Genomic DNA, 20472 nt, shown 5'->3' on the forward strand with positions numbered 1-20472 from the left:
TGTTAAATTTTTGTGCAAAGTCTGCCTGAGGCGACGCATTGAAGTGCACGCAAAGAAGGTTTTTTACATCTTATTGAATATTCACTAATTTTTTGATAAATGCTGTCCAGTGAGACGATTGTCAGAGAAACGGTATCCTTCGTAAAAGAGAATTGCTTAACAAATTTGCAAAATGTATTGGCGGGCGTATGCGCCATTTGATACTTTCCGGCCTTATATTTTGCAGAATTAAACAAGTAGATGAGAATTATTTTCATATAGTTTTCGTCTCAGAAATCCATAACACGTCGCAGACGGGGCGGCGCGTTAAGAATCGACGCAAGACGGCCATACGAGCGGTCAGTAATAAAAAAGTCGGTGATAGCAAGAAGTAGAAAAAAGAACCTGGCAGCAGCATAAAAAAACTCCTGCGCTGTACAGGCCCCAACAGGGGATTACACAGCTGGCGAAGGCCAGTAATTATAATGAGTGGAGTACCAACACAATGACCATCATCACAAAAAAAAATCTGATAGCGGCGGGGATTTTAACTGCGCTAATCGCGGGCAACGCAATGGCTGCGGATGTGCCTGCTGGGGTACAACTGGCGGAAAAACAGACGCTGGTGCGTAACAACGGTGCGGAAGTTCAGTCTCTGGACCCGCACAAAATTGAAGGGGTTCCTGAGTCGAACGTTAACCGCGATCTGTTCGAAGGTCTGCTGGTTACTGACGTAGACGGCCACCCTGCTCCGGGTGTGGCAGAGAAATGGGAAAACAAAGATTTCAAAGTCTGGACCTTCCATCTGCGTAAAGATGCTAAGTGGTCCGACGGCACTCCGGTCACCGCCGAAGATTTCGTGTATAGCTGGCAGCGCCTGGCGAATCCAAATACCGCCTCTCCGTATGCGAGCTATCTGCAGTATGGTCACATCGCCAATATTGATGACATTATCGCAGGCAAAAAACCTGTTACCGATCTGGGCGTAAAAGCCATTGATGCGAATACCTTTGAAGTGACGTTGAGCGAACCTGTTCCGTACTTCTATAAGCTGCTTGTTCACCCGTCCGTGTCTCCGGTACCAAAATCCGCCGTCGAGAAATTTGGTGAAAAATGGACGCAGCCAGCCAATATCGTGACCAACGGTGCTTATAAGCTGAAAGACTGGGTGGTCAACGAACGTATGGTTCTGGAGCGTAACCCGCAGTACTGGGACAACGCGAAAACCGTGATCAATCAGGTGACATACCTGCCAATTTCTTCTGAAGTGACAGACGTTAACCGCTACCGCAGCGGCGAGATCGACATGACCTATAACAACATGCCGATTGAACTGTTCCAGAAACTGAAAAAAGAGATCCCGAAAGAAGTTCACGTCGATCCGTACCTGTGCACGTACTACTACGAAATTAACAACCAGAAAGCACCGTTCACCGACGTGCGCGTTCGTACCGCGCTGAAGCTGGCGCTGGATCGCGATATCATTGTTAACAAGGTGAAAAACCAGGGCGATCTGCCCGCTTATAGCTACACCCCGCCTTACACCGACGGTATGAAACTGGTTGAACCTGAGTGGTTCAAATGGTCCCAGGAAAAACGTAACGAAGAAGCCAAAAAACTGTTGGCTGAAGCAGGGTATACCGCTGATAAGCCTCTGACGTTTAACCTGCTGTACAACACGTCAGATCTGCATAAAAAACTGGCTATTGCCGTCGCGTCTATCTGGAAGAAAAACCTGGGTGCGAACGTCAAACTGGAAAACCAGGAGTGGAAAACCTTCCTTGATACCCGTCATCAGGGGACGTTCGACGTGGCACGTGCTGGCTGGTGTGCGGACTACAACGAACCGACATCCTTCCTGAACACGATGCTCAGTGACAGTTCGAATAACACTGCACACTATAAGAGCCCGGCTTTCGATAAGATCATCGGTGATACGCTGAAAGTGACTGACGATGCGCAGCGCGCAGAGCTGTACGCGAAATCAGAAGAACAGCTCGATAAAGACTCTGCAATTGTACCGGTTTACTACTACGTAAACGCCCGTCTGGTGAAACCGTGGGTAGGGGGTTATACCGGTAAAGACCCGTTGGATAATATCTCCGTTAAGAATCTTTATATTATCAAGCATTAATGGCAATGAGTGGGGCGAGGGTACTCGCCCCACGGTGTCTAACCAACGTCACATAATATAGGCACACGCCAGAAGGTACGGGCAATGTTGAAATTTATCCTACGTCGCTGTCTTGAAGCGATTCCAACGCTATTTATTCTCATCACGATTTCCTTCTTCATGATGCGTCTTGCACCGGGAAGCCCTTTTACCGGTGAACGTACGCTGCCGCCAGAAGTTATGGCCAACATTGAAGCGAAATACCATCTGAACGATCCTATCTCCACCCAGTACTTCAACTATCTGAAGCAGCTGGCGCACGGGGATTTTGGGCCGTCATTCAAATATAAAGACTACTCCGTTAACGACCTGGTGGCGTCAAGCTTCCCGGTATCGGCTAAATTGGGTGCTGCCGCATTCCTGCTCGCCGTCGTGCTCGGGGTAGCTGCGGGCGTTGTCGCCGCCTTAAAGCAAAATACCAAATGGGATTATGCCGTCATGGGGGTCGCAATGACCGGGGTGGTTATCCCAAGCTTCGTTGTCGCACCGTTGCTGGTCATGATATTTGCCATCACCCTGAAATGGCTGCCCGGCGGCGGCTGGAACGGCGGGGCGCTGAAGTTCATGATACTGCCAATGGTGGCATTGTCATTGGCGTACATCGCCAGTATCGCGCGTATTACGCGCGGGTCGATGATTGAGGTTCTGCACTCAAACTTTATCCGTACCGCGCGCGCGAAAGGGTTACCGATGCGCCGGATTATTTTACGGCATGCGCTGAAGCCTGCGCTGTTACCCGTCCTGTCTTACCTGGGGCCAGCTTTTGTCGGCATCATTACGGGGTCAATGGTTATCGAAACCATCTACGGCCTGCCGGGCATTGGTCAGCTGTTTGTTAACGGTGCCCTTAACCGTGACTACTCGCTGGTGCTGAGCCTGACGATTTTGGTTGGTGCGCTGACCATTCTGTTTAACGCCATTGTCGATGTGCTGTATGCCGTTATCGACCCTAAAATCCGTTACTAACTGGAGCACGCCATGATGTTGAGTAAGAAAAACAGCGAGGCGCTGGAAAACTTCAGTGAAAAACTGGAAGTCGAAGGTCGTAGCCTCTGGCAGGATGCGCGTCGTCGCTTTATGCACAACCGTGCTGCCGTCGCGAGTCTGGTCGTACTGGTGATCATTGCCCTGTTTGTGACGCTGGCACCGATGCTGTCGCAATTCACCTATTTCGATACGGACTGGGGCATGATGTCCAGCGCGCCAGATATGGAGTCCGGGCACTATTTCGGTACCGATTCATCCGGTCGTGACCTGCTGGTGCGCGTGGCAATCGGTGGCCGCATTTCGTTGATGGTCGGTATTGCTGCCGCGCTGGTGGCGGTGATCCTCGGCACGCTCTACGGATCGCTTTCGGGTTATCTCGGCGGGAAAGTGGACTCCGTTATGATGCGTCTGCTGGAAATCCTCAACTCCTTCCCGTTCATGTTCTTCGTGATCCTGCTGGTGACCTTCTTTGGTCAGAACATCCTGTTGATTTTCGTGGCCATCGGGATGGTATCCTGGCTCGATATGGCGCGTATCGTACGCGGTCAAACGCTGAGCCTTAAGCGCAAAGAGTTTATCGAAGCGGCACAGGTGGGTGGGGTATCGACCGGTAATATCGTGGTTCGCCACATTGTGCCGAACGTTCTTGGCGTGGTGGTGGTGTATGCCTCACTGCTGGTGCCGAGCATGATCCTCTTTGAATCCTTCCTGAGCTTCCTGGGGCTGGGCACGCAAGAGCCGCTAAGCAGCTGGGGCGCGTTGTTGAGTGACGGTGCAAACTCGATGGAAGTTTCACCGTGGTTGCTGCTGTATCCGGCGGGCTTCCTGGTTGTCACCCTGTTTTGTTTCAACTTTATCGGCGATGGCCTGCGTGATGCCCTCGACCCGAAAGACCGTTAAGGAGCGCCGTCATGACGATTATTGAAACGGCCACTGCGCCAATGGCGCAACAGCAGAGCAATATGCTGCTGGATGTAAACGATCTCCGTGTCACCTTTAAAACGCCGGATGGTGATGTAACCGCCGTAAACGACCTTAATTTTAACCTGCGCGCCGGTGAAACGCTGGGGATCGTGGGGGAGTCTGGCTCCGGTAAATCGCAAACCGCATTTGCGCTGATGGGTCTGCTGGCGTCTAACGGCGTGATAGGTGGTTCTGCGAAATTCAACGGTCGTGAAATCCTCAACCTGCCGGAACACGAGCTGAATAAGCTTCGCGCTGAGCAGATTTCGATGATTTTCCAGGACCCAATGACCTCTTTAAACCCGTATATGCGCGTCGGCGAACAGCTGATGGAAGTACTGATGCTGCATAAAGGTATGGGTAAAGCGGAAGCCTTTGAAGAGTCGGTCAAAATGCTGGATGCGGTAAAAATGCCGGAAGCGCGCAAGCGCATGCGCATGTTCCCGCACGAATTCTCTGGCGGTATGCGTCAGCGCGTGATGATTGCGATGGCGCTGCTTTGCCGGCCAAAACTGCTGATTGCTGATGAGCCGACCACTGCGCTGGATGTGACCGTTCAGGCACAGATCATGACCCTGTTGAACGAGCTTAAGCGGGAATTCAACACGGCAATTATCATGATCACCCATGACCTGGGCGTGGTCGCAGGTATCTGCGACAAAGTGCTGGTGATGTATGCCGGTCGTACCATGGAGTATGGTCAGGCACGTGATGTCTTCTATCAGCCTGCACATCCGTATTCTATCGGCCTGCTGAATGCGGTACCGCGTCTGGATGCGGAAGGTGAATCCCTGCTGACGATCCCAGGTAACCCGCCAAACCTGCTGCGTTTGCCAAAAGGTTGTCCATTCCAGCCACGCTGTCCGCATGCGATGGAAATTTGTAATAGCGCTCCGCCGCTGGAAGAGTTTGCACCAGGCCGCCTGCGCGCCTGCTTTAAGCCGCATGAGGAGCTGGTATGAACGCATTAGATGAAAAAAGAAATGTGCTGCTCGAAATTGCCGATCTTAAAGTCCATTTCGATATCAAAGACGGCAAACAGTGGTTCTGGCAGCCGCCTAAAACCCTCAAGGCCGTTGATGGCGTAACGCTTCGCCTGTACGAGGGCGAAACGCTGGGCGTGGTGGGTGAGTCTGGCTGCGGGAAGTCCACGTTTGCCCGTGCCATTATCGGTCTGGTGAAAGCCACCGATGGCAAAGTGGCCTGGCTGGGCAAAGACCTGCTGGGGATGAAACCGGACGAGTGGCGCGACGTGCGCAGCGATATTCAGATGATCTTCCAGGATCCGCTGGCGTCACTGAACCCGCGTATGACCATCGGCGAAATTATTGCCGAGCCGCTGCGCACCTATCATCCGAAGATGTCGCGTCAGGAAGTGCGCGATCGTGTGAAAGCGATGATGATGAAAGTGGGCCTGCTTCCAAACCTCATCAACCGCTATCCGCACGAATTCTCCGGCGGCCAGTGTCAGCGTATTGGCATTGCGCGTGCGCTCATCCTGGAACCGAAGCTGATCATCTGTGATGAGCCGGTCTCCGCGCTGGACGTGTCCATTCAGGCACAGGTGGTTAACCTGCTGCAGAAGCTGCAGCGTGAGATGGGGCTCTCGCTGATCTTCATCGCTCACGATCTGGCCGTGGTGAAGCACATTTCAGACCGTGTACTGGTGATGTATCTGGGGCACGCGGTGGAACTGGGCACCTATGACGAGGTGTACCACAACCCGCTGCATCCTTATACCAAAGCGCTGATGTCGGCAGTGCCGATCCCCGACCCGGATCTGGAAAAAAATAAAACGATTCAGCTGCTGGAAGGGGAATTACCCTCACCAATTAATCCACCGTCGGGCTGCGTCTTCCGCACGCGCTGTCCAATGGCCGGCCCGGAATGTGCAAAAACACGACCGGTGCTGGAGGGCAGTTTCCGACATGCGGTTTCCTGCCTTAAAGTAGACCCGTTATAATCGCAAGGGCTGACATGATGTCAGCCCTTATTTTTTTGCGAGGTTACTGTGTCGCGTTTATTCACGTCAGCCCGTCGGCGGCTTTATCATTTTTTATTCGATCCTGAAACGGTATCCGGGCGACGCTTCGAAGGTCTTTGCGGTTTATTTGCGCTGCTCAGCGTGGTTGTCATCTTTATTGAATCGGGTGCCGGGACGCAATACCACCTGACGTTTGACGAATGGCATATCTTTGTCTGGCTTGAGCTGGCGATTACCCTGGTCTTTACCGCCGAATATCTCCTCAGAGTGATAGCCTGGCCCAACCCGGCCAGATATGTTTTCAGCTTCTGGGGATTTATCGATTTAGCCACCATCCTGCCGCTCTATGTTATGTGGCTTTGGCCGGAGATCAGCCTGAGCTATGTCTTCGCCTGGCGAGCGATGCGTGTGATTCGGGTATTACGTATTCTGAAATTACTGCGTTTTATGCCGTCATTACGCGTATTCTGGAGTGCGATCGTCAGTGCGCGGCATCAGCTTATTTTGTTCTACTCGTTTATTGCCATCGTCATGATTGTTTTTGGCGCGCTGATGTATTTAATAGAAGGGCCCAAATATGGCTTTACGACGCTCAATGCGTCCGTCTACTGGGCCATTGTGACCGTTACAACCGTTGGCTACGGCGATATCACACCGCATACGCCGCTTGGGCGTATTGTGGCATCGGTCCTGATTTTGATTGGCTATTCGGTGATCGCGATCCCGACGGGACTGATTACCACCCACATGAGCAGTGCATTTCAGAACCGCAAGCAGCAGCGTAAATGCTCGAACTGCCATCAGGGTGAGCATGAACACAGCGCGCGTTTCTGTAACCGCTGTGGTAGTGAACTACCGGATTAAATAAAAAAGGCTGCCATCGCAGCCTTTTTTATTATTCGCGCCAGAGAATATGGCACAGCTTATGGTCTTTCTCGCGACACAGCAGAACGCGGGCGAAAATGTCGTTAATTTCACCGCCATCTTCATCGGCCAGCCCAATCACCACTTCAGCAAAGAAGTCCGGATTGAGATCAAAATCAACATGCTCAGCCCAGTCTTCTGAAGGGTCGAACAGCTCGGCACCGCCGCGTTCTTCAAACTGCAGATTAAAGAGGATCACATCTGCGGGATCGAGGTTATCAACCGCCAGTTCGAGAAAAATGTCATAGGCCTGCTCGAGCGTTTCGTCTTCGGTCAGGCGATTGTTCAGATCCATTTCCATGATGACTACCTGTTAAACATCGTTGGGCACGTTTTACAGCAACGGACTAAAGAAGTAAAACAGTCGTTCAGCAATTCTCTGCCAGAGCGGGCGTTTCACCCACAGTCTGGCATCCAGCAGGCGCGAGCGGGAGATATAATCATCCTGGACCGCCGCCAGATCTCCACCAAATCCGGCATCGTCAATCACGAGGGTGATTTCGAAGTTAAGCCACAGGCTGCGCATATCAAGGTTAACTGTGCCCACGAGGCTCAGCTCACCGTCTACCAGCACGCTCTTGGTATGCAACAGTCCGCCTTCAAACTGATAAATTTTCACCCCTGCGGCAAGGAGTTCGCTAAAGAATGCGCGGCTTGCCCAACCGACCAGCAGAGAATCGTTTTTGCGCGGCATAATAATACTGACGTCTACGCCACGCTGCGCGGCAGTACAAATAGCGTGCAGCAGATCGTCGCTGGGGACGAAGTAAGGCGTCGTCATAATCAGATACTCACGCGCAGAATAGGTCGCCGTGAGTAATGCCTGGTGTATGAGATCTTCCGGGAAACCCGGCCCGGAGGCAATGGTATGAATGGTATGTCCGCTGGCCTCTTCAAACGGCATAATATTGCCGTCCGGGGGCGGGGGTAAAATACGCTTACCGGTTTCTATTTCCCAGTCGCACGAGTAGACGATCCCCATAGAGGTGGCGACCGGGCCTTCCATTCGCGCCATCAGATCGATCCATTGACCGACACCGGAGTCCTGCTTGAAGAAGCGCGGGTCGACCAGGTTCATACTGCCGGTGTAGGCAATATAGTTATCAATCAGAATCATTTTGCGGTGCTGGCGAAGATCCATGCGCCGCAGGAAAACACGCAGCAGATTAACCTTCAGCGCCTCAACCACTTCTATACCGGCATTGCGCATCATTCCCGCCCACGGGCTGCGGAAAAACGCGACGCTGCCAGCGGAATCCAGCATCAGGCGGCAGTGAATACCGCGACGAGCGGCGGCCATCAGTGATTCAGCAACCTGATCCGCCATGCCCCCCGGCTGCCAGATATAAAAAACCATCTCGATGTTATGACGCGCCAGCTGAATATCGCGGATCAGCGCCTGCATCACATCGTCGGACGAAGTCATTAATTGCAGCTGATTACCCTTTACGCCCGCGATGCCCTGGCGGCGTTCGCACAGCTTGAATAATGAAGAGGCGACGCTGCTGTTCTCTTCGGCAAAGATATGTTTGCAGGCTTTAAGATCGCTGAGCCATTTCGCCGTCGAGGGCCACATCGCGCGGGCGCGCTCGGCGCGGCGTTTACCCAGATGGAGCTCACCGAAAGAGAGATACGCGATAATGCCCACCAGCGGCAGAATGTAAATAATCAGAAGCCAGGCCATGGCAGAAGGTACGGCTCTGCGCTTCATCAGGATGCGTAACGTCACCCCCGCGATTAACAGCCAGTATCCCAGAATGACCAGCCAACTCACCACGGTGTAGAAGGTTGTCATAAGTAAAAAATCCTTTTGAAAGCGTATTGTTATGAGTGTACGCATCAGGATTCATCTGGCAAATAAAAACGGCAGATAAAAGCGCTGGTTTGCGACGGGGTTGAGCATATAATGGCGTCTCTGTGAGTGAAAGAGTTGTCGATATGAAGCGCAGTAGAACAGAAGTAGGGCGCTGGCGTATGTTGCGACAGGTGAGTCGTCGTAAGGCTCGTTGGCTGGAAGCACAATCCCGCCGCAATATGCGTATCCACGCTATCAGAAAATGTGGACTTAACAGACACCGCAACGCGTTGCTGTTCGCCGTCCAGGATATCTGAGAACCATGAGGGCACCGTCAAGGTGCCCGCTGATTTTATAAGACTATCATTTTTCGCAGTCTCTTCCCGACCTCATTCCGCGATATACTCCTCTTGCCTAACTGCATGAATTTAAAAGGAACAAAGGATGAATGGAAACGTGGTCGCGGTACTTATGGGGATCGCTGTCCTCAGCGGTTGCAACAGCAATAAACCCTCACCTGAAAGACATGCCTATTATTTCGTCTCGCATCAATCCAATTTTACGGGCGGGAATTATACCTCCAGTATTTCGCAAAATTACCGTCTCAATGTGCCGCAGTTTCGCGAGCTGTATATGCAGGGGAAAGCTGACCGCGCTGCGGGGCAACCGCCGTCTTACGCTCAGCAGTACGCACAGGCTATTCGCGATCGGTTGCAGGAAGAGGCCAAAACGGAGCACGCCTTCACGGGGAATAGTGGGAGTAAATGGACCTCGGAAATGGAGCCAAAGGATGCCATTTTATACGGCAACGAACTGGCCACGACTTATCTTGACGGCTATAACGGCGTACAATAACGCGACAGTTTTCGGGAATATCGTTTTTGCAGCGATATTCCCGTTGTTTTTCAGCAAAAGGAGGGAGAGGTGTTTGCGGAGTTTGGTGTACTGAATTTCTGGACATACGTGGTCGGCGCATTTTTCATTGTGCTGGTACCCGGTCCGAATACGCTGTTTGTATTGAAAACGGGTATTGGTCACGGCGTCAAAAAAGGCTATCTCGCCGCGACCGGTGTGTTTATCGGCGATGCGGTTTTGATGTTTCTGGCATGGGCAGGGGTCGCGGCCTTAATCCAGACCACGCCGGTGCTGTTCAATATCGTCCGCTATCTGGGGGCGTTTTATCTGCTGTGGCTCGGCGGCAAAATGCTGTGGTCCGTTATGACTCGCCAGAATAACGCCCACGAAGGTGGAACCGAGCCTGCCAGCGCGATCATGAAACGGTCTCTGGTATTGAGCCTGACGAACCCGAAAGCGATTCTTTTTTACGTGTCATTCTTCGTACAGTTTATTGACGTGAATGCGCAAAACACAGGAACCTCTTTCCTGATCCTCGCCACCACGCTTGAGTTGATTAGCTTTATGTACATGAGCTTCCTGATCTTCTCTGGCGCGTTTGTCACCCGCTACCTGAAAACCAAAAAGAAACTGGCGAAGCTGGGGAATGGGCTGATAGGACTATTATTTGTCGGCTTTGCGGCGAGATTAGCGTCGCTGCATTGACAGAAGAAAGGCTCCTGAGGGAGCCTTTTTAATACCCTTGACAATGCTCCGCTATTTAGTTGTATAGTACAACTAAATAGCGGAGGAAAGAATGCATACTGAACCCCCTGTAGTAAGCGACATTCGCGTTGCGTCACGTCTGATGGTCAGAGAGCTGGGCTTTATGGCCTCCACGCTGGCCTCTACGCATTACTCGCCCTCGGCCGTACACACCCTCGTGGAAATTGAGCTGCATAAAGAGATGACCGCAGGTCAGCTGGTGCAGCTGCTGGGTCTGGAAAAATCCAGCGTCAGCCGAATGCTGTCGCGCCTTATTTCTGCAGGCGAACTGGAGGAGGGTGTTTCTGCGCAAGATGCCCGTGCCAAAAGTCTCCGGCTAACTGCAAAGGGACGCAAGACCGTTCAGCAAATTAATGCTTACGGGAGCGAGCGGGTCATTTCAGCGATACAATCACTGGATCCCATACAGCAGGAAACCATCTCTCAAGGACTGTCGCTCTACGCCAACGCGTTGCTGGCCTGCCGGGAGAGCGGCGCTGAGCGACAGCCAGCGGCTCCCGTGATTGTCGCAGGCTATCGTCCCGGCATGATTGGCCGCATCGCGGAAATGCACGGCAGCTATTACGCACGCGAGCATAACTTTGGCAGCTTCTTCGAAGCCAAAGTCGCCTCGGGGCTTGCTGAATTTAGCGGACGCCTCGAGAAGCCGTGCAATCAGGTCTGGCTGGCCGTGATGAACGGCAGAATTGTAGGATCTGTCGCCATCGACGGCGAGGATTTAGAGCCGGGTGAGGCGCATCTGCGCTGGTTTATTCTGGACGATGGCTGCCGGGGGCATGGGGTTGGCAAAAAACTGTTGAGCGAGGCCATGACGTTTTGTGACGGCGAGGGCTTTTCCGCCGTGCATCTCTGGACGTTCAATAAATTGACCTCTGCCCGACGCCTGTACGAATCCTTTGGCTTTACGCTGGCGAAAGAGTGGGAGGGCGATCAGTGGGGCAGCCGTATCATTGAGCAGCAGTTCACCCGGTTCAAACAGGTTTAACGGTGCGATAAAAAAGGCTCCTTGCGGAGCCTTGAGGCATCAAAAGACTTTTTTGTACGGGCGCACCGTGACTTTTTCGTACACACCGGCAGCCACATACGGATCGGCGTCAGCCCAGGCGGTTGCCGCTTCCAGAGATTCAAACTCGGCAATGACCGTAGAGCCAGAAAAACCCGCGGCGCCAGGATCGTTGCTGTCTACCGCAGGCATAGGCCCCGCGGTCAATAAGCGGCCTTCATCCTGCAGCAGCTGTAGGCGTGCCAGGTGGGCAGGGCGAACAGACTGGCGTTTTTCCAGGGATTCAGCGACATCTTCAGAGTAAATCACATAAAGCACGGCGAAGCTCCTTAACCATTAAAAGTGCCAGTTACGTTATGTGAAAGGGCAAATGACTGCAATGTAAAGATAAAAACAATGTTAAAACCCTGATCTAAATGCCCCTTTTTTCACCGCTCTGGCGCTTTAATTGCGCTGAGACAAAGTGTCTTATTGAATATGATTGCTATTTGCATTTAAAATCAGGGTTCGGTTTTTTAACGTTGATGATTATGACTTCGATGACCCTTGATTTACCTCGCCGCTTTCCCTGGCCGACGCTGCTTTCTGTCGTGATTCACGGTGCCGTTGTGGCGGGTTTACTCTATACCTCGGTTCATCAGGTTATTGAAATGCCCGCGCCCGCGCAGCCAATTTCCGTGACCATGGTTTCGCCAGCGGATCTTGAGCCGCCGCAGGTTGCGCCTCCGCCGCCACAGCCGGTTGTGGAACCTGAACCTGAACCCGAGCCAGTCCCGGAACCCCCGAAGGAAGCGCCGGTGGTGATCCACAAACCGGAGCCTAAGCCGAAACCTAAGCCGAAGCCAAAACCGGTGAAGAAAGTCGAAGAGCGTCCGAAACGCGAAGTGCGCCCGGTCGAGACGCGGCCAACGCAGCCGGTTGAGAATACAGCGCCTTCGCGTCCGGTGATGAATAACACCGCCACGACCACGAAGCCGACCGTTACAGCGCCTGCAGGGCCGAGGGCGCTCAGCCGCAACCAGCCCGCCTATCCGGCGCGCGCTCAGGCGCTCCGTATTGAAGGGCGCGTGCGGGTGAAGTTTGACGTGACCTCTGATGGCCGCGTTGACAACGTGCAAATCCTCTCTGCTCAGCCCTCTAATATGTTTGAGCGCGATGTAAAGGCCGCGATGCGTAAATGGCGCTATGAAGCCGGCAAGCCGGGCAGTGGATTGATAGTGAATATTGTTTTCCGCCTGAACGGCGGGGCACAGATGGAATGAAAAAAGCCTCCGCAAGGAGGCTTTTTTGTCTGACTATCAGGTTTGAGGGAGCTGACGCGGTTTACCCGCGCTATCGACCGCCACATAAATAAACAGCGCTTCCGTGGCTTTGTAACGCTGTCCGATCGGTTCAGAAGAGACCTTTTTTACCCATACTTCAATGTTGATGGAAATTGACGTGTTGCCGCGCTTCACGCACCGCGCGTAACAGCACACCACATCCCCCACCGCGACCGGGCGCAGGAAGGTCATGCCGTCCACCCGGACAGTCACCACCCGCCCGTGCGCAATCTCTTTTGCTAAAATTGCTCCACCCATATCCATCTGCGACATTAGCCAGCCGCCGAAAATATCGCCATTGGCATTCGTGTCCGCGGGCATTGCCAGTGTGCGTAAAACCAGTTCGCCCTGAGGGGCGTCATTCGTTGTCATTGTTTTAAACTCGTAACTGAAGACTTCAGGCGGGATGCTACTATGATTTTTCACGGGAGAAAATAGCCCGGAACGCGCATGTTCCGGGCGTGGGGATCAGTGCTTGTCGTCCTGAGGCATGTGTCGATAGATATAGACACCGCTCAACAGCGTGAAGATAAGCGTCAACGCGGTCAGCCCAAAGACCTTAAAGTTGACCCAGATGTTCTGCGGTAGCCAGAAAGCAATGTAGATATTGGCGAGGCCGCAGAGAATAAAGAACACCGCCCAGGCGACGTTCAGACGGGACCACACCTCTTGCGGCAGCGTAAGCTCTTTACCCAACATGCGCTGGATCAACGGCTTTTTCATCACCCACTGGCTGATCAGCAGCGCACCTGCAAACAGCGCGTAAATGACCGTGACCTTCCATTTGATGAATTCATCATTGTGGAAGAACAGCGTCAGGCCACCAAATACAGCCACCATAATGAAGGTGATCAGCGCCATTTTTTCAACTTTGCGGTAACGCACCCAGCTGTATATCAGCACGATAGCGGTAGCAATAATCAGCGCCGTCGTTCCGGCATAAATGTCGTACAGCTTGTAAAACGCAAAAAAGACGACCAGCGGTAAAAAATCAAGAAACTGCTTCATTCTACGATCCCAATTACTGACGAATTAACATATACAGGCGGAACAAGTAGACCAGCAGAACTGCTGATATCAGGTTGCTCAGCGTATTAGCAACGACCGCGCCAACGTTAGGCGTTAACACGGCAAAATTCGGTGCAAATAATAACAGTAGCGTTTTGGCAAGAAGCCAGCCGATCACCGCCGGCGCCACCAGACGCATGTTCGCCCACGCCAGTCTGATGCTGCTGCGCATCGCAGTAAAGATACCCATCTTATCCTGCACAATCATTACCGGCGCGAAAGAGAGCACGATAGCCAGTAACACACCCGGTACCACGACCAGCATAATCCCCATTTGTACCAGCAGCGTGGTTAAAAAGATGACGATGAACAGCTTAGGGAGCACTGGCGCGCTGGCACCAATGGCGCGCAGGGCACTGACGCGATGACCCGCGGAAACGAGCTGAATCATCAGCAGCACGCCGCCCGCCAGAACAGCATTACCGATCAAACCTGAAAATGTCGATGCCGCGGACGCCCGCAGCAGGATTTGCTGTTGCTCCGGCGTCATGTTTTGCACCAGTTCAAATAACCCCACGCTACCGGCAAGATGGTCGCCCTGGCTCAGGCTGGCAATCTGTTCTTCACTTGGTGAGAACGCATGACCAAGCACCACCGTGATAAAGGCGCATAGCAACGCGATCAGTAAAAAGGTAATGAACTGATTGCGGAAAAAATTTCCCGTGTCACGGTAGACAGACTTCGCCGTGATAGACATGCACTCTCCTTGAGTATTGCAGGTGTTAATTAGCCGGCAATTGTACACCGGATAAGAGTGCCGTGGCAGCATCAAGGCTTGTATGGAAAAGCATATCTTTGTAAAGCGGCAGTAATTTTTCGCTCATCACAAAAAATTGATGTAGAACCCAGCTGGCAGGTTATCTTTGATTATCAAAAATTAACCCAGATCAATGAATGTTAACTTACTGGTTTTAATGTGATCTGTGATAGATCACTTAGTACTCTTTTGTGAGTATATTCTCATCCGCACTTAAAACCACAACGATGGAGCGGATATGAAAAAATTAGCGGTGGCAGCCCTTATCTTAAGCAGTCTCTCTGGTGGCGCGTATGCGCATGAAGCAGGCGAATTTTTTATTCGAGCCGGTTCGGCAACGGTTCGCCCAACTGAAGGTTCCGATAGCGTACTGGGAATGGGCGGCTTTAACGTCAGCAATAACACTCAGTTAGGTTTGACCTTTACCTATATGGCGACAGAAAACATCGGCGTTGAGCTTTTGGCCGCAACGCCGTTCCGTCACCGCGTTGGCCTTGGGCCGACCGGCGATATCGCCACGGTGCACCATCTGCCGCCGACGTTGATGGCTCAGTGGTACTTTGGTGATGCCAGCAGCAAGGTGCGCCCGTACATTGGCGCGGGTGTGAACTACACGACCTTCTTCGATGAGAAGTTTAACGATACAGGCAAAGAAGCCGGGCTTACCGATCTCAGCCTGAAAGACTCATGGGGTATGGCGGGGCAGGTAGGTCTTGATTATCTGATTAACCGTGACTGGTTAATCAACGCCTCAGTCTGGTACATGGACATTGATACTGACGTTCGTTTCAAAGCCGGTGGCCAGCAGCAAAGCATCAATACCCGTCTGGATCCGTGGGTATTTATGTTCTCAGCAGGCTATCGTTTCTAACGCGTGCTCTTCAATGCGCCCTGTTCAGGGCGCATGTCATCGATTATTTCTGAATCAAATAACGAATCGTTGGTCCATCCTGCTGAATATCCAGCACGGTATAGCCGTGGTTTTTGGCATCCAGCGGAATGTTATTGATCGACTGCGGGCAATCGCTCACCACTTCCAGAATTTCACCTTTCTTAAGCTGCGGCAGTGCCTCAAGCGTGGCGACAGCCGGGTAAGGACAAGGTTCACCCACCATATCGAGGCGATAGTCAGGCACGATCTCTTTCATGCGGCATTCTCCTGCGTTGCAGTTTTGACGGTGGCACGACGGAAGAAGCGTTTCTCCTGTGCAATAACCAATAGAAAGGCGAGCAGCAGCAGGGCATAGGTCACCACGAGCCCACCGAGTGGGCCAAAGGTGTTCAGCAGATTAACCTTGTCCCAGTTCGTCGCCAGTACGGGTGACACGTCATCCCAGTAATAGGCCAGGAGGGTGGAGCCAATCACATTCCCGAGTCCCACCCACCAGTAATGCACCTGACCTTCGACGGCACGATACATCCAGCCGGTCTCACAGCCGCCCGCCAGCACAATGCCAAAGCCAAACAACAGCCCGCCGATGACCGCGTTAGGGCCAGCCCACATGATTTTCGGCTCGACGCCAAGCTGAACATAGCTGAAGATGCCGATCGCGCTCACGGCCATCCCGGCAATAATGGCTTTGGCCATCATGGTGCGTCCGGTGATCCACATGTCGCGAAACGCTGAGGTAAAGCAGATTTGCGCGCGCTCAATCAGCAAACCAAAGCCAACGCCGAACAGCATTGCCAGCCCCAGTTTTGGCTGATTCAGCGCAGTACACAGCGCCCAGGCGATCATGGCGAAGAAGACCAGCATACCCAGACGAAAACGGCGGCGGGCCTGAGTGGGTTTTTGCGTTAATGGCGATGCGGCGCTAACTTTGGTCATTTTTACCGGAATGCGGAAAAACGGCAGAAGCGTGAATTTTGCGCCAAAGTAAGAGCCAATTGCGGTTGCCACGGCAAAAAACCAGGCGTGCAGCGAAAACTGTGGGATCCCGGTGAAGAACGCCGCCAGATTACAGCCCATCGCCAGACGCGCGCCAAACCCTGCGATAATCCCACCGGCTACCGCCTGCAGGATGCGGATACGGCTTTTCGGCATGCGCAGCTTCACGTTGTTAGCCCACAGCGCCGCCGCGAAGCAGCCGCCGAACATCCCGATGATCATCATCCCGTCAATGCGGGTGAGCGGAGTACCGTCCAGGTGGATGAGCTTAAAGTAGCCCCACTCTTCAGCGTGGATGCCCGCCAGCTGCAGCAGCTGTCCGCCCCAGCGGGTAAATTCTCCGGTGACGGCCCAGAAGGTGCCGGTAATGCCAAAATAATAAGTAGAGAGAATACCTGCCGCGATAACGGCCGGTACAGGTGACCAGAACTTAACCAGGTAAGCCTGTTTGAAATGTTGCCATGACATGTGTAAGCCTCTGAACTCAGAAGGTATAAACAGAAAGAAACCGAATCATACGCTTACGGCAGGGTTTGAAAAGTCATTCGCACCGAGAATATCGACGCGATCAATTATGACGTAACTCGACAGGGGTAAAAGGGGAACCGTCTGGCAGTCGCGCCAGACGGGGAGTGCATCATGCTTTGCGCGTTGCCGCTTTCATCTCGGTCACGAAGGTTTTGAGCTCAGCCAGCATCTGCTCTGGCTTATCCACGTTTTTCTCGATGATTTTTACGATGGCGGAACCGGAAATCGCCCCGGCGGCCTTCGCATCGATTGCGGCAGCAACCTGATCCGGGGATGAAATACCAAAACCCTGCAGCGGAGGCGCGGCATGGTATTCAGCCAGCTTCTCCACCAGATGATGCAGAGGCAACGCCGCTTTATTCTCGGCACCGGTGACGCCCGCGCGGGAGAGCAGGTAGGTATACCCGCGTCCGTAAGAAGCAATCTGGCGCAGCAGTTCGTCGTCTGCGTTCGGTGGGCAGATGAAAATCGGTGCAACGTTATGGCGCATCGCCGCCTGGCGGAAGGGGGCAGACTCCTCAACCGGCACGTCTGCTACCAGCACGGAGTCGACGCCCACGCGTGCGCACTCGGCATAGAACTCATCAATACCGCGGTTAAAGACCAGGTTGGCGTACATCAGCAGGCCGATCGGAATGGTCGGGTGCTTCTGACGGATCGCCGCCAGCATCTCGAAACACTGGGTTGGCGTCACGCCGGAGGCAAATGCGCGCAGTGTCGCATTCTGGATGGTCGGGCCATCTGCCAGCGGGTCAGAGAACGGAATACCCAGCTCCAGCGCGTCGGCACCGGCTTCAATCAGGGTGTCGATAATCTTCAGCGACTGTTCCGGGCCCGGGTCGCCCAGGGTGACGAAGGGAACGAACGCGCCTTCCTGGCGGGACTTCAGCTCTGCAAATACGTTATCGTAGCGTTCCATCAGATTTCCCCTCGTGCTTTCAGAATATCGTGAACGGTGAAGATGTCTTTGTCACCGCGACCGGAAAGGTTCACCACCAGCAGCTGTTCTTTTTCCGGGTTCTCTTTAATCATTTTCAGCGCATGCGCCAGGGCATGTGAAGACTCCAGCGCAGGGATGATCCCTTCGCTCCGGCACAATGTTTTAAAGGCTTCCAGCGCTTCGTCATCGGTAATGGAGACATAGTCCGCGCGGCCTGTGCTGTTCAGAAACGCATGCTGTGGGCCAACGGACGGGAAGTCGAGGCCCGCAGAGATAGAGTATGACTCTTCAATCTGGCCCTCATCGGTTTGCATCATCGGGGATTTCATCCCGAAGTAGATCCCTACGCGACCATGCTTCAGCGGCGCGCCGTGCTCACCGGATTCAATCCCGTGACCGGCAGGCTCGACGCCAATCAGACCAACGCTGGTGTCGTCAATGAAATCAGCAAACATGCCGATGGCGTTAGACCCGCCGCCGACGCAGGCGATCACCGCATCCGGCAGGCGACCCTCTTTCTCGAGGATTTGCGCTTTGGTCTCTTCACCGATCATACGCTGGAATTCGCGTACGATAGTCGGGAACGGGTGCGGACCTGCGGCTGTGCCGAGCATGTAGTGTGCGGTGTCGTAGCTGCCGGACCAGTCGCGCAGCGCTTCGTTACAGGCATCTTTCAGCGTGGCGGAACCGCTGTGCACAGGGATCACTTCTGCCCCCATCAGGCGCATACGGAAGACGTTCGGAGACTGACGCTCAACATCTTTCGCCCCCATATAGATTCGGCATTTCAGGCCGAGCAGGGCGCTGGCAAGCGCAGAGGCCACGCCGTGCTGACCTGCGCCGGTTTCAGCGATGATTTCGGTTTTGCCCATACGCTTCGCGAGCAGCGCCTGGCCCAGCACCTGGTTAGTTTTATGCGCACCGCCGTGCAGCAGATCTTCACGCTTCAGATACAGCGTGGTTTTGGTGCCTTCCGTCAGGTTGCGGCATTTGGTCAGCGCGGTCGGACGACCGGCGTAATTCTTCAGCAGGTCGGTAAATTCCGCCTGAAACGCCGGATCCTTCTGCGCGCTGACAAAGGCTTCTTCCAGCTGGCGCAGCGCGGGCATCAGGATTTGCGGGACGTACATCCCGCCGAACTCACCAAAATACGGGTTTAGTAATGTCGTCATCTTCTCTTCCTTAATATGCACGCAGAGTTTTAAAAACCGAGGCCAGTTTGTTGGCATCTTTAATACCCGGCTGGGACTCTACGCCTGAATTGAAATCGAGGCCTGCGCAGCCGGTTTTCGCGGCTTCTACGCAGTTATCCGGGCTTAATCCGCCCGCCAGCAGGACGTTGTCCAGCTTTTCGCCGCTCAGCAGTGACCAGTCAAAACGCTGGCCGGTGCCGCCCTGGCCGTTATCGAGCACGTATTTATCCACATGGTTCAGGTTACGTGCGGGCAGGGTCTCGCCGACGCTTTGCGCTTTCCAGATCTGAACCTGAGGCGCCAGCGCGGCGCGCAGGGCATCGATATACGCCTGATCTTCGCTGCCGTGAAGCTGCACCGCGCTCAGGGATAACGCCTCGGCTTTTGCCGCAACGTCTTCAATATCTGCATTGCGGAAAACGCCCACGTAGCTGAGCGGAGCCGCTGCAATGATCTTACGCGCCTGCTCTTCGCTGACCGCGCGAGGGGACGAATCGACAAAGATCAGCCCGCCGTAAATCGCCCCGGCTTCGTACGCGGCCTGGGCATCCTGTTCGCGGGTTAAGCCGCAGACTTTGTTTTCACCCAGCAGCACTCGGCGTACCGCTGCGTTGAGATCGTCATGCTCCATCATGGCGGAGCCAATCAGGAAACCGTTGGCGAAGTGGCTCAGCTCGCGCACCTGGGCGTAGCTGTTAATGCCGGATTCGCTGATAACCGTGACGCCAGATCCGAGACGCGGTGCCAGCTGGCGCGTGCGGTTCAGGTCAATGGACAGGTCGCGCAGATCGCGGTTGTTAATGCCGACCACTTTGGCTTCCAGCGCGATGGCGCGCTCAAGCTCTTCTTCGTTGCTCACTTCGGTCAGCACGCCCATGTTCAGGCTGTGCGCGACGGCGGAGAGCTGGCGATACTGCTCGTCGTCGAGCACCGAGAGCATCAGCAGGCAGGCATCGGCCTGGTAGAAACGCGCCAGCCAGATCTGATACGGATCGATAATAAAGTCTTTGCACAGGATTGGCTGCGGCGCAATGCCGCTGACGATCGGCAGAAAATCGAAGCTGCCCTGGAAATATTTTTCATCCGTCAGCACGGAGATGGCGGACGCATGATGCTTATAAATACCGGCAATACGCGCCGGGTCAAAATCGTCACGAATAACGCCTTTCGACGGGGACGCTTTTTTGCACTCAAGAATAAACGCGGTGCGCGCACCCTGCAGGGCATCATAGAAACGTCGTTGGCTTGGTACGACGTCATTCTGGAAGCTGGCAAGCGGCTGCTGTTGCTTGCGGGCTTCTACCCAGATGGCCTTATCGGCAACGATTTTCGCTAAAACGGTTTGCAT

General features: G+C 53.7%; 23 protein-coding genes and 1 pseudogene. 12 read left to right on the plus strand and 12 right to left on the minus strand.

The annotated features are described in order from the left end of the window. Window positions 1-484: 484 nt before the first annotated feature. The 6 genes from oppA (at window position 485) to KK102_RS00300 (ending at window position 6950) form a co-directional block, all read left to right on the plus strand. Complete coding sequence (gene oppA, locus KK102_RS00275; RefSeq protein ID WP_126545988.1) at window positions 485-2113, plus strand: oligopeptide ABC transporter substrate-binding protein OppA; 1629 nt, start codon at window positions 485-487, stop codon at window positions 2111-2113. A gap of 84 nt (window positions 2114-2197) precedes the next feature. Beyond that, a complete protein-coding gene (oppB, locus tag KK102_RS00280) occupies window positions 2198-3118 on the plus strand; it encodes an oligopeptide ABC transporter permease OppB (RefSeq protein WP_126545989.1) in 921 nt (306 codons plus the stop codon). Window positions 3119-3130: 12 nt separating this feature from the next. Then, window positions 3131-4039, plus strand: a complete 909-nt coding sequence (gene oppC / locus KK102_RS00285; protein WP_047348245.1) for an oligopeptide ABC transporter permease OppC — start codon at window positions 3131-3133, stop codon at window positions 4037-4039. Between the two features lie 11 nt (window positions 4040-4050). After that, window positions 4051-5064, plus strand: a complete 1014-nt coding sequence (oppD, locus tag KK102_RS00290; RefSeq protein WP_174339689.1) for an ABC transporter ATP-binding protein — start codon at window positions 4051-4053, stop codon at window positions 5062-5064. Next, entirely contained in the window at window positions 5061-6065 is a 1005-nt protein-coding gene (oppF, locus tag KK102_RS00295) for a murein tripeptide/oligopeptide ABC transporter ATP-binding protein OppF (protein ID WP_010433006.1), read from the plus strand. The genes oppD and oppF overlap by 4 nt, the downstream gene beginning before the upstream one ends. Before the next feature lie 48 nt (window positions 6066-6113). Continuing rightward, window positions 6114-6950, plus strand: coding sequence for an ion transporter (locus KK102_RS00300; RefSeq protein WP_089599051.1), 837 nt, complete (start codon window positions 6114-6116; stop codon window positions 6948-6950). 31 nt (window positions 6951-6981) lie between these two features. Here the strand turns inward: KK102_RS00300 and KK102_RS00305 are convergent, their stop codons facing one another. Both KK102_RS00305 and cls read right to left on the minus strand, forming a co-directional pair. Next, window positions 6982-7311, minus strand: coding sequence for an HI1450 family dsDNA-mimic protein (locus KK102_RS00305; protein ID WP_006810881.1), 330 nt, complete (start codon window positions 7309-7311; stop codon window positions 6982-6984). A 33-nt stretch (window positions 7312-7344) separates the two neighbouring features. Beyond that, the gene (gene cls, locus KK102_RS00310; RefSeq protein WP_089599052.1) at window positions 7345-8805 is read right to left on the minus strand and encodes a cardiolipin synthase; all 1461 of its coding nucleotides are present in this window, start codon (window positions 8803-8805) and stop codon (window positions 7345-7347) included. Between the two features lie 143 nt (window positions 8806-8948). Between cls and KK102_RS00315 the strand changes: the two genes are divergently transcribed. The 4 genes from KK102_RS00315 to KK102_RS00330 all read left to right on the plus strand — a co-directional run bounded on the left by KK102_RS00315 (window position 8949) and on the right by KK102_RS00330 (window position 11410). Beyond that, complete coding sequence (locus KK102_RS00315) at window positions 8949-9122, plus strand: YciY family protein (RefSeq protein WP_017384232.1); 174 nt, start codon at window positions 8949-8951, stop codon at window positions 9120-9122. A 127-nt stretch (window positions 9123-9249) separates the two neighbouring features. Next, window positions 9250-9660: an Exc2 family lipoprotein gene (locus KK102_RS00320; protein ID WP_126545991.1), complete on the plus strand. Its 411-nt coding sequence runs from the start codon at window positions 9250-9252 to the stop codon at window positions 9658-9660. Window positions 9661-9729: 69 nt separating this feature from the next. Next, window positions 9730-10365 (plus strand): leucine efflux protein LeuE, encoded by a 636-nt coding sequence (leuE, locus tag KK102_RS00325; RefSeq protein ID WP_109081352.1) that lies wholly within the window; start codon window positions 9730-9732, stop codon window positions 10363-10365. A 91-nt stretch (window positions 10366-10456) separates the two neighbouring features. Continuing rightward, complete coding sequence (locus tag KK102_RS00330) at window positions 10457-11410, plus strand: bifunctional helix-turn-helix transcriptional regulator/GNAT family N-acetyltransferase (protein ID WP_216356667.1); 954 nt, start codon at window positions 10457-10459, stop codon at window positions 11408-11410. A 39-nt stretch (window positions 11411-11449) separates the two neighbouring features. Here the strand turns inward: KK102_RS00330 and KK102_RS00335 are convergent, their stop codons facing one another. Next, the gene (locus KK102_RS00335) at window positions 11450-11746 is read right to left on the minus strand and encodes a YciI family protein (RefSeq protein ID WP_089600585.1); all 297 of its coding nucleotides are present in this window, start codon (window positions 11744-11746) and stop codon (window positions 11450-11452) included. Window positions 11747-11967: 221 nt separating this feature from the next. Between KK102_RS00335 and tonB the strand changes: the two genes are divergently transcribed. Further along, entirely contained in the window at window positions 11968-12690 is a 723-nt protein-coding gene (gene tonB, locus KK102_RS00340) for a TonB system transport protein TonB (RefSeq protein WP_185805621.1), read from the plus strand. Between the two features lie 36 nt (window positions 12691-12726). Here tonB and yciA read toward each other — a convergent pair whose 3' ends face one another. The 4 genes and pseudogenes from yciA to KK102_RS00360 form a co-directional block, all read right to left on the minus strand. Then, window positions 12727-13122 (minus strand): acyl-CoA thioester hydrolase YciA, encoded by a 396-nt coding sequence (gene yciA, locus KK102_RS00345; RefSeq protein ID WP_126545998.1) that lies wholly within the window; start codon window positions 13120-13122, stop codon window positions 12727-12729. 96 nt (window positions 13123-13218) lie between these two features. Next, window positions 13219-13758, minus strand: coding sequence for a septation protein A (locus KK102_RS00350; protein WP_010433024.1), 540 nt, complete (start codon window positions 13756-13758; stop codon window positions 13219-13221). A gap of 13 nt (window positions 13759-13771) precedes the next feature. After that, window positions 13772-14515, minus strand: a complete 744-nt coding sequence (locus KK102_RS00355; protein ID WP_042719117.1) for a YciC family protein — start codon at window positions 14513-14515, stop codon at window positions 13772-13774. Window positions 14516-14540: 25 nt separating this feature from the next. After that, window positions 14541-14630 (minus strand): annotated as a pseudogene (locus KK102_RS00360) (YkgJ family cysteine cluster protein); the annotation flags it as partial. 183 nt (window positions 14631-14813) lie between these two features. On the opposite strand from KK102_RS00360, the gene ompW reads away from it, so the two are divergent. Continuing rightward, on the plus strand, window positions 14814-15446 hold the full coding sequence (gene ompW, locus KK102_RS00365; RefSeq protein ID WP_010433029.1) for an outer membrane protein OmpW: 633 nt from the start codon (window positions 14814-14816) through the stop codon (window positions 15444-15446). 43 nt (window positions 15447-15489) lie between these two features. On the opposite strand, the gene yedF is transcribed toward ompW, so the two are convergent. The 5 genes from yedF to trpCF form a co-directional block, all read right to left on the minus strand. After that, window positions 15490-15723, minus strand: coding sequence for a sulfurtransferase-like selenium metabolism protein YedF (gene yedF, locus KK102_RS00370; protein WP_003856774.1), 234 nt, complete (start codon window positions 15721-15723; stop codon window positions 15490-15492). Then, window positions 15720-16931: a selenium metabolism membrane protein YedE/FdhT gene (gene yedE, locus KK102_RS00375; RefSeq protein ID WP_108417798.1), complete on the minus strand. Its 1212-nt coding sequence runs from the start codon at window positions 16929-16931 to the stop codon at window positions 15720-15722. Before yedE ends, yedF begins: the two co-directional genes overlap by 4 nt. Window positions 16932-17100: 169 nt before the next feature. Continuing rightward, on the minus strand, window positions 17101-17910 hold the full coding sequence (gene trpA, locus KK102_RS00380) for a tryptophan synthase subunit alpha (protein WP_042719119.1): 810 nt from the start codon (window positions 17908-17910) through the stop codon (window positions 17101-17103). Beyond that, on the minus strand, window positions 17910-19103 hold the full coding sequence (trpB, locus tag KK102_RS00385) for a tryptophan synthase subunit beta (protein WP_047647557.1): 1194 nt from the start codon (window positions 19101-19103) through the stop codon (window positions 17910-17912). Before trpB ends, trpA begins: the two co-directional genes overlap by 1 nt. A 10-nt stretch (window positions 19104-19113) precedes the next feature. Further along, complete coding sequence (gene trpCF / locus KK102_RS00390) at window positions 19114-20472, minus strand: bifunctional indole-3-glycerol-phosphate synthase TrpC/phosphoribosylanthranilate isomerase TrpF (RefSeq protein ID WP_216356668.1); 1359 nt, start codon at window positions 20470-20472, stop codon at window positions 19114-19116.

Origin of the sequence: Enterobacter quasimori, assembly GCF_018597345.1 — a bacterium.
Taxonomy (GTDB): Bacteria; Pseudomonadota; Gammaproteobacteria; order Enterobacterales; family Enterobacteriaceae; genus Enterobacter; species Enterobacter mori.